Annotated in this window: 9 protein-coding genes; 2 read left to right on the forward strand and 7 right to left on the reverse strand. The window is 66.6% G+C overall.

The features are described 5' to 3' along the window. A partial coding sequence (locus VKI00_RS05365; RefSeq protein WP_324435972.1) for a DUF3151 family protein occupies positions 1 to 183 on the reverse strand: 183 nt, incomplete at its 3' end. Between the two features lie 96 nt (positions 184 to 279). On the opposite strand from VKI00_RS05365, the gene VKI00_RS05370 reads away from it, so the two are divergent. Next, a complete protein-coding gene (locus VKI00_RS05370; RefSeq protein ID WP_324435973.1) occupies positions 280 to 1,149 on the forward strand; it encodes a hypothetical protein in 870 nt (289 codons plus the stop codon). A gap of 15 nt (positions 1,150 to 1,164) precedes the next feature. Here VKI00_RS05370 and fbaA read toward each other — a convergent pair whose 3' ends face one another. Beyond that, a complete protein-coding gene (gene fbaA, locus VKI00_RS05375) occupies positions 1,165 to 2,202 on the reverse strand; it encodes a class II fructose-bisphosphate aldolase (protein ID WP_324435974.1) in 1,038 nt (345 codons plus the stop codon). A gap of 122 nt (positions 2,203 to 2,324) precedes the next feature. Here fbaA and VKI00_RS05380 point away from each other — a divergent pair, with 122 nt between their 5' ends. Further along, positions 2,325 to 3,002, forward strand: a complete 678-nt coding sequence (locus tag VKI00_RS05380) for a DedA family protein (protein ID WP_324435975.1) — start codon at positions 2,325 to 2,327, stop codon at positions 3,000 to 3,002. A gap of 7 nt (positions 3,003 to 3,009) precedes the next feature. On the opposite strand, the gene VKI00_RS05385 is transcribed toward VKI00_RS05380, so the two are convergent. From VKI00_RS05385 to pyrE, 5 genes are read right to left on the reverse strand one after another with little or no spacing between them, the layout of a single operon-like run. Further along, positions 3,010 to 4,359, reverse strand: coding sequence for a 3-oxoacid CoA-transferase (locus VKI00_RS05385; protein WP_324435976.1), 1,350 nt, complete (start codon positions 4,357 to 4,359; stop codon positions 3,010 to 3,012). Continuing rightward, the gene (locus VKI00_RS05390; RefSeq protein ID WP_324435977.1) at positions 4,352 to 5,473 is read right to left on the reverse strand and encodes a glycoside hydrolase family 76 protein; all 1,122 of its coding nucleotides are present in this window, start codon (positions 5,471 to 5,473) and stop codon (positions 4,352 to 4,354) included. The genes VKI00_RS05385 and VKI00_RS05390 overlap by 8 nt, the downstream gene beginning before the upstream one ends. A gap of 29 nt (positions 5,474 to 5,502) precedes the next feature. Continuing rightward, the gene (locus VKI00_RS05395; protein ID WP_324435978.1) at positions 5,503 to 6,147 is read right to left on the reverse strand and encodes an RNA methyltransferase; all 645 of its coding nucleotides are present in this window, start codon (positions 6,145 to 6,147) and stop codon (positions 5,503 to 5,505) included. Continuing rightward, entirely contained in the window at positions 6,144 to 7,016 is an 873-nt protein-coding gene (locus VKI00_RS05400; protein ID WP_324435979.1) for a hypothetical protein, read from the reverse strand. Before VKI00_RS05400 ends, VKI00_RS05395 begins: the two co-directional genes overlap by 4 nt. A 24-nt stretch (positions 7,017 to 7,040) precedes the next feature. Further along, positions 7,041 to 7,595, reverse strand: coding sequence for an orotate phosphoribosyltransferase (pyrE, locus tag VKI00_RS05405; protein ID WP_414687121.1), 555 nt, complete (start codon positions 7,593 to 7,595; stop codon positions 7,041 to 7,043). Position 7,596 lies beyond the last annotated feature (1 nt).

Below are 7,596 nucleotides of genomic sequence, written 5' to 3' on the forward strand. Positions count from 1 at the left end.
GGCGGTGACCGCCTTGTCGGCGGCGAGCGCTTCCTCGGCCAGCGCCGCCCAGGCTACCGAGGCCGACGGATGCGCGGCGGCGACGACGGCCGGGTTCTCGTTGGCCAGCAGTGCGGCCTCGGCCTCGGGATCGCCAGGCAATAAGACCGGATCCGGTCCCAGAAGATCACGCATGGGCGTCATGCGGCTATTGTGCCGTGCGATGCCGCCGCACCAAACCCGGTGCCGAGTCGCTAGGCTGCAATACGTATTTCGACAGCGAAGAGGACAGCAGCGCTTATGCCGAATCCCTCAGGGCCAGACCGCGACCACAGGTCGAATGCGCCGGGGTTCGATCCAGACGCCGACGATCGAGGTGACGCGACCGACCCGGCGGAATCCGACGCTGATACCACCGAACACGTCGCGGGTTCGGACGACGATCCCACCGAGAGCTATCGGACCGACCCGCCGACCGAGGTGATGGCCGCGTCCGAGGACGAGCCGCGGGCGCCCAAACCGCGCAGCCCGCGGGGTGAGCGTCGGTTCACTGCCCCCGGGTTCGACGCCAAAGAGACGGCGGTCATCAACGCCGCCACCGAGCCCGCCACCGAGATCTTCGACGCCGGCCATCCACCGTCTGCGGCGACCGGAGCACGGCCCAGAACCGCGATGCCGCAACTGATTCCACCTCGGCTGGGCGCCAAGCTGCGACCGTCGACCCAGCGCAGCTGGGGATGGGTGCTGGCATTGATTCTGATCATCCTGGCGTTGGCCGCCGTCGCGGTGCTGGGCACGGTGCTGATGACCCGAAGCAACAAAAAAGCGAACGCCTCACAAGAAGACCAGGTCCGCAGCACCATCCAGAGCTTCGATGTCGCGTTGCAGAACGGCGATCTGTCCGCGCTGCGCAGCATCACCTGCGGCACCATGCGCGACGACTACGTCAACTACAACGAGCGGGAATGGAACGACACCTATCGTCGGGTCGCGGCGGCCAAACAGTATCCGGTGGTGGCCAACATCGACCAGGTGGTCGTCAACGGAAACCACGCGGAGGCCAATGTGACCGCGTTCATGGCCTACGCCCCGCAGGTGCGCTCGACGCGCAGCTTCGACCTGCAGTACCGCGACGACAAGTGGAAGATCTGCGAGGCCAGCACGGGTTGAGCCGAGCCGGCAGCTTTACCCCGCGGTGACGGACTTGCCGGCGCAGTGCAGGTCGTTGCACGCCTCGATGACCCGCTCGGTCATGCCCGCTTCGGCCTTCTTGAGGTAGCTGCGCGGGTCGTACGCCTTCTTGCTGCCCACGTCGCCGTCGACCTTGAGCACGCCGTCGTAATTGCTGAACATGTGACCGGCGAGGGGGCGGGTGAACGCGTACTGGGTGTCGGTGTCGACGTTCATCTTCACCACGCCGTAACCCAGCGCCTCTTCGATCTCCGACTTCGCCGAACCCGAACCGCCGTGGAACACGAAGTCGAACGGTTTGGCGTCGTCGGACAGCCCGAGCTTGGTCGCCGCCACCTTCTGACCCTGGGCCAGGATGTCGGGGCGAAGCTTGACGTTGCCGGGCTTGTAGACGCCGTGCACGTTGCCGAACGTCGCGGCCAGCAGGTAGTGGCCGTGCTCGCCGTGGCCCAGCGCATCAATGGTCTTCTCGAAGTCGTCCGGGGTGGTGTACAGCTTGTCGTCGATCGCGCCGACGACGCCGTCCTCCTCGCCCCCCACGACGCCGATCTCGACCTCGAGAATGATCTTGGCGGCCGCGGCCGCCTTGAGCAGCTCCTGCGCGATCTTCAGGTTCTCGTCGATCGGCACCGCGGACCCGTCCCACATGTGCGACTGGAACAGCGGGTTCTTGCCGGCCGCGACCCGCCTGGCCGAGATCTCCAGCAACGGACGAACATAGGTGTCCAGCTTGTCCTTGGGGCAGTGGTCGGTGTGCAGGGCGACGTTGATCGGGTACTTGTCGGCGACGACGCGGACGAACTTCGCCAGCGCCACCGCGCCGGTGACCATGTCCTTGATGCCCAGGCCGGAGGCGAACTCCGCGCCACCCGTCGAGAACTGGATGATGCCGTCGCTGCCCGCGTCGGCAAATCCTTTGAGAGCGGCGTTGATGGTCTCTGAGGACGTGCAGTTGATGGCCGGGAAGGCGTACGAGTTTTCCTTGGCACGTCGCAGCATCTCGGCGTAGACCTCTGGTGTTGCGATGGGCATGAAACTTCCTTCCTGAAGAGTGCCATCAGTATCCAACAACAGATTCTCGTTCACAGCCCCGCCGGCCCCGCAACCTACGCCGGTTAAGGAGCTGTTGAATTTCGCCGGTATCTTGGAACACCGTGAGTATTGCCGTGATGGCCATGCCGAACATCCTCGACCCGATGTACTGGATCGGTCCTCAGGGCTTGTTCGCGTCGGCCGTGCTGCCGACGATCCTGGTCATCGTCTTCGTCGAGACAGGGCTGCTGTTCCCGCTGCTGCCCGGCGAGTCGCTGCTGTTCACCGGTGGGTTGCTGGCCGCCCACGGCACACCCAACATCTGGGTGCTGGCGCCGTGCGTGGCGCTGGTCGCAGTGCTCGGCGACCAGACGGGGTACTTCATCGGGCGCCGGATCGGACCCGCGCTGTTCAAGAAGGAGGACTCGCGCTTCTTCAAGCAGCACCATGTGACCGAGTCGCACGCGTTCTTCGAGAAATACGGGCCCGCGGCAATCATCCTGGCCCGGTTCATGCCGTTCATCCGGACATTCACACCGGTGGTCGCCGGGGTGTCGTACATGCGCTATCCGGTGTACCTGGCGTTCGACATCGTGGGCGGCGTGCTCTGGGGTGGCGGCGCGACGCTCGCCGGCTACTTCCTGGGCAACGTGCCGTTCATCCACCAAAACCTGGAGAAGATCGTCCTGGTGATCTTGTTCGTGTCGATGCTGCCGGCTTTCATCTCGGCGGGACGCGCTTACCGCAAGCGCCGCCGTGAGCCCGACCAGGAACCCGAACGACAGCCCGTCGCCGATTGAACGCGCGTTAGACCGCGACCTTGAAGTCGCAGCCAGTCTTGGCGCGGACGTCGGCGACGGTCACCCCGGGGTGCAATTCGGTCAGCGTGAGTCCGTGTTCCGGGTCGACGTCGAAGACGCACAGGTCGGTGATGATCATGCTCACCACGCCCTTGCCGGTGATGGGCAGCGTGCACTGCTTGAGGATTTTCGGGGTGCCGTCCTTCGCGGTGTGATCCATGACGACGATCACTCGCTTGACGCCCGACACCAAATCCATTGCGCCGCCGGGCCCTTTGACCATCTTGCCCGGCACCATCCAGTTGGCCAGGTCGCCGTTCTCGGCAACCTCCAGGCCGCCCAGGATGGACAGGTCGATGTGGCCGCCGCGGATCATCGCAAACGAGTCGGCGCTGCTGAAAAAGCTTGACCCGGGAAGGCTGGTGACGGTCTGCTTGCCGGCGTTGACGAGATCGGCGTCGACGGCGTCTTCGGTCGGGTAGGAGCCGATGCCCAGCAGGCCGTTCTCCGACTGCAGCGTCACGCTGATGTCGTCGGGAATGAAGTTGGCCACCAACGTCGGAATGCCGATGCCCAGGTTCACGTAGTAGCCGTCGCGCAGTTCCTGAGCGGCGCGCTGGGCCATCCGCTCGCGAATCGGGCTGTCGTGCTTTAGCGCAGCACCGCTGCTGGTGGTGCGGAATTCGATGCGCTTCTCGTAGTTGCGGCCTTCGATGATCCGGTCCACATAGATGCCCGAGGTATGGATCAGGTCGGGGTCCAGCTCGCCGACCTCGACCAGTTCCTCCACCTCGGCCACGGTCACCGCGCCACAGGTGGCGATCATCGGGTTGAAGTTGCGTGCCGTCTTCCGGTAGACCAGGTTGCCCGCGGTGTCCCCCTTCCACGCCTTGACGATCGCCACGTCGGCCCGAATGCCTTCTTCCAGAACGTATTCGGTGCCGTCGAAGACCCTGGTGTCCTTGCCTTCGGCAAGATTGGTGCCGTAGGCAGTGCGGGTGTAGAAGCCGGGAATGCCTGCCCCGCCGGCGCGTAACTTCTCGGCGAGCGTGCCCTGCGGCGTCAGGACGAGGTCCAGTTCGCCCGCCAGCACCTGGCGCTCGGATTCCTTGTTCTCGCCGACGTAAGACGCGATGACCTTTTTCACCTGCCGCGCCTTCAGCAGCAGGCCCATGCCGAAATCGTCTACGCCGGCGTTGTTTCCGACGATGGTGAGGTCTTTGACGCCGCTGTTTACCAGAGCCTGGATCAGGTTCTCCGGGATGCCGCAAAGGCCGAATCCGCCGGCGGCGATCGTCATGCCGTCCTTCAGCAGGCCGCGCAGCGCCGACTGGGCGTCGGGGTGGACTTTACTCATCAGTGGTCCTCTCGTCGTTGGTCACTGCGTGCGCGGCCTCCATCAGCATCCAACCGGATAGTTGCACTGACAGATCGCGCTCGGGAATCTCCGACTCGGTGACTGCGCCCGCGACGAACTCGGCCTGCTGCCCGCCGGCCGTGGGCAGCTCGGCGGGGCGATCCCAGAACGGACCGAACAATGGCAGCCCTTGCACCGATTGCCGGTTGTCCCACGCCGATTCTGCCGATGCCAGCACGATTTCGCGGGCGGTTTCGCGGGCGGCCGCATCCGCGGCGGACTCCCCCGGCAACGTCGTGGCGACTAAAGCCAGGTAACGAGCGGTGATCCCGGAGAACAGCCCGCCGTCCCCACCGCCGGCACCCCGCAACACGCCGCCCGGTGCCATGTGCTCGTCGACGGCGGCGACCAGGCGATGCACTCGCGGCGCGTGCCGGTCGTCACTGGTGCGTGCGGCCAGCTCGGTCTCCAGGCCCAGCACCACACCCTGGCAGTAGGTGTACTGCGCGCGGACCAGTGAGCCGGCCTTGATGCCGTCGAAGACCAGGTGCGTCTCGGGGTCGATCAGCGTGTCGTCGATCCAGTCGGCCATCTGCTGGGCGCGCCGCAGCCGGTCGCCGTAGCGGCTCAGGAAGATCCCCGCCGGGCCGTTGGCCGGGGCGTTGAAGAATTGGTCCTGCTTGCGCCACGGGATGCCGCCGCCGTCCTCCGGTACCCACGCTTTGACGAGCTGGTCGTTCAACTTGTGCAGGGCGCGTTTGTGCTCCGCGCCGGCGATGCGGGCAGCCCGCTCCAGGGCCAGCGCCAGCCAGGCCATGTCGTCGTAGTAGCTGTTGACCCAGGATCCGTTGTTGCGCAACCGGTGCGAGCGGATCTGCCGCTGGATCTTGATGCGCCGCTCCGGCTGCGGATCGCGCAGCTCCGCGTCGACCAGGCAGTCCAGCAGGTGCGCCTGCCACCAGTAGTGCCAGCCGCCGAACAGGCGGTCGCGCCGAGCCGGCGGCCAGGCCACGACGCCGAGCTGGGTAGCGGGCAACCCCCACAGCCGTTTCAGATGCCGCCCGGTGACGGCGGCTTCCGCACTGACCGCCCGGTTGAGCCATACCTGATCCATGTCTGCTGATCCTGCCTTACTCGCCCTTCTTACCAAGCGCTTCCGATATCACCGTGTTGGCTGATCCAGGTGTGCATGGCGATCCCCGCGGCGACCGATACGTTGATGCTGCGCGTCGACCCGAAATGGGCGATCGAGACGGTCAGCGCAGCGCCCGCGCGGGCGTCGTCGCTGATGCCGGGACCTTCTTGACCGAACAGCAGCAGGCAATCCCGCGGCAGTGTCGTCTCCTCGAGCCGCCGTGCGCCGGGCACGTTGTCGACCGCGACCACCGTCAGGCCCGCCGCCTCCGCGAAGCTCAGCAGGTCGGCGACGCCGTCGTGATGGCGCAGCCGTTGGTAGCGATCGGTGACCATGGCGCCGCGGCGATTCCAACGACGGCGCCCGACGATATGGACGGTGTCGACGGCGAACGCGTTGGCGGTGCGCACCACCCCACCGATATTGGCGTCGTGGCCGAAGTTCTCGATCGCCACATGCAACGGATGTCGCCGCTTGTCGATGTCCGCGACGATCGCCTCGCGCGTCCAATACCGGTAGGCGTCGACGACATTGCGGGTGTCGCCGTTGCGCAGCAGCGCCGGGTCGTACCGCGGGTCGTCCGGCGGCGGCCCGACCCAGGGGCCGACCCCGCTTGCCGGAACACCCCATTCGGTCGGACCCGGTTCAGTCACTTGACCGTCCAGACTGCGGCGTGCGTTCCCGCGACCGCAATAGTCGCGTACAGCAGCGCCTGGTTGATGTCGCCCTGGGTGCACAGCGACGCGCTGACGTGCACGGCGTCCAGCGACGCTTCCGGCAGGATCAGCACCGACGACCCGTAGGCCGAACAGGCCGGGCTGAGCCCGGGAGCAGGCAGCGTGGGGGCGGCGAGCAACATCATCGGCCCGTCGCGAGCAGCGGAGTCGTCGCGGTACTTCGCCGCGATGGTGTCGACGTCCAGCCCGAGCAGCATGTACCCGCTGCCGGTGAAGGCAGCCGGGTCACCGAGCGATGCCTGGGTCAGCTGAGTGCCATCGGCCCGCCACGCGGCCACGCTGGTGGTCTTGACCACCAGCCCGGTGTCGTTCTCCTTGGTCGGCAGCACCCCGACCGGGAACGCCGCCGGGTAGGCCGCGGTGGTGTCGGCGATCCGGTCGCGGGGCGAGTAGAGGTACACCCCGCGCACGGCGCTCCGGTCCGCCAACGGGCCCAGGCACACCGTGCCAGTCAGCCGTTTCCCACCCGGCGCGGAAAGTGACTGGATGACAACATTTTTCACGTTATCGCAGCTGCCGATGCCGGTGGACTCCATCGGGTGCGCCACCGCGCCATAGAGGCCGAACCGGATGTCGCGTGGATCGGTATGGGGTTTGGCGGGATCGGTCGGCGCGGCATCGACGTCGACCAGCACGTAGTCGCCTTGCCAGCGCAGGTTGGACATCGCCGTGTTCCAGCCCAGCACCGCCAGCGATTCGCCGAGCCGGGCAGACATCGCGCCATAGACCCGGTCGTTGCGACCCGAACCCGAGCAGGCCGCGCAGAACGCGAGTGTCGCCAGCATCGCGATGAGGGTTCGCACGGCGGGCTAACTGAGCCCGAGGTCAGCCAGCCCCAACACGGTGCGGTACGGCACGCCCTCGGCTTCGATGGCTTCGGCGGCGCCGGTAGCGCGGTCGACCACGGTCGCCACCCCGACCACGTGTGCGCCGGCGTCTTGTGCGGTGCGCACCGCGGTCAGCGCCGAGGCGCCGGTGGTACTGGTGTCCTCCACCACCAGGACCCGATGGCCGGAGATGTCGGGCCCCTCGATAAGACGTTGCATGCCATGGGTTTTCACTGACTTTCGCACCACGAACGCGTCGATCGGCCGACCGGGTGCGTGCATGACCGCGGTGGCGACAGGATCGGCGCCCAGCGTCAAACCGCCGACGGCCGCGTACTCCCAATCGTCGGTGAGTTCGCGGATCAGCCGGCCGATCAGCGGCGCGGCCCGGTGGTGTAGGGTGGCGCGGCGCAGGTCGACGTAGTAGTCGGCTTCCTTGCCCGACGACAACGTGACGCGGCCGTGCACCACAGCCAGCCGGCGCACCAGCTCAGCCAACTCATCACGATCGGCGGTGGACAACTTAGGTTCGGCCACG

It is taken from the genome of Mycobacterium sp. (assembly GCF_035314665.1).
Taxonomy (GTDB): domain Bacteria; phylum Actinomycetota; class Actinomycetes; order Mycobacteriales; family Mycobacteriaceae; genus Mycobacterium.

Coding starts and splice junctions, on each gene's coding strand:
- VKI00_RS05370 (WP_324435973.1), top strand. CDS start 280: ATGCCGAATCCCTCAGGGCCAGACCGCGACCACAGGTCGAATGCGCCG.
- fbaA (WP_324435974.1), bottom strand. CDS start 2,202: ATGCCCATCGCAACACCAGAGGTCTACGCCGAGATGCTGCGACGTGCC.
- VKI00_RS05385 (WP_324435976.1), bottom strand. CDS start 4,359: ATGAGTAAAGTCCACCCCGACGCCCAGTCGGCGCTGCGCGGCCTGCTG.
- VKI00_RS05390 (WP_324435977.1), bottom strand. CDS start 5,473: ATGGATCAGGTATGGCTCAACCGGGCGGTCAGTGCGGAAGCCGCCGTC.
- VKI00_RS05400 (WP_324435979.1), bottom strand. CDS start 7,016: ATGCTGGCGACACTCGCGTTCTGCGCGGCCTGCTCGGGTTCGGGTCGC.